Annotated in this window: 2 protein-coding genes; both read left to right on the top strand. The window is 46.8% G+C overall.

Annotated features, from left to right (window positions below; all coding sequences use genetic code 11):
* On the top strand, positions 1-666 hold a 666-nt coding region (locus tag AC1DWB_RS36105; RefSeq protein ID WP_477545861.1), incomplete at its 5' end, for a sensor histidine kinase.
* The coding region (locus AC1DWB_RS36100; protein WP_477545860.1) for a response regulator at positions 663-945 on the top strand (283 nt) is incomplete at its 3' end. The genes AC1DWB_RS36105 and AC1DWB_RS36100, both read left to right, overlap by 4 nt.

Raw genomic sequence — 945 nt, 5'->3', positions numbered from 1 at the left:
TTGGACTCCATCTACTGGGCGGCCAAAAATTATGAGGCCGATGAGATCAGCGAAATGGTGCTTAATTTATCGAAATTTTTTCGTCTGAGCTTGAACAAGGGCAGGGATACGTTTACGGTCGAAGAAACTATATCGCATTTGCATTATTACGTACGCGTCCAACAACTTCGTTTCTTGGACAAGTTCTCTGTTCACTATGAGGTGCAAGAAGAGAGCAAGGAAGTGCCAATTCTGAAGTTGCTTTTGCAGCCGCTTGTGGAGAACGCCATTCTGCATGGTCTGGAGCAAAAACCGAAGGACGGACTATTAACTATATCCAGCCGGATCGAAGGTGATTTCTTGCAATTGACCGTTGAGGATAACGGAATTGGGATGACCGCAGACCGACTGACTTACATTCAAGACGAATTGAGCCGTATATCCGAGGATGGCGAGTTGGAGATGTCGTTTGCCAGTGAAGCGGTCCAGGACTTGTATGCGTTGCGTAATGTAATGTCCCGTATTAAAATGTTATATGGTCCAAGTGCCAATCTGACTGTGAACAGCAAAGAAGGATCAGGTACAACGACCAGCGTACTCCTGCCACTGGAAGGATGCATTGCCCAACTTAATCTATTCAACAAGAGATTGCCTACAAAATCGATAAGAGAGGGGTCTGGCGCATGAATTTGCTTATTGTGGAGGACGAACTGCGGCTTTGTAACAGCTTGGCCAACAACTTTTCATGGGAAACATACGGAATTGAAGTGATCGGTATGGCGCACAACGGACTCCATGCCATGGAGCTCATCGAGCGTCGCAAACCAGACATCGTCATTCTCGATATCCAGATGCCGGGGATGGACKGACTCACATTAGCGCGTCATATTCACAAGCAGGGTACGCTTACGAAGATGATCATATTAAGCGGTCATGATAACTTCAGCTATGCGCAAACTGCGCTGG

This window comes from Paenibacillus sp. P4_E11 (genome assembly GCF_056401635.1).
The sequence above is the reverse complement of the archived record's forward strand: the minus strand, read 5'-3'. Positions and strand labels throughout refer to the sequence as shown.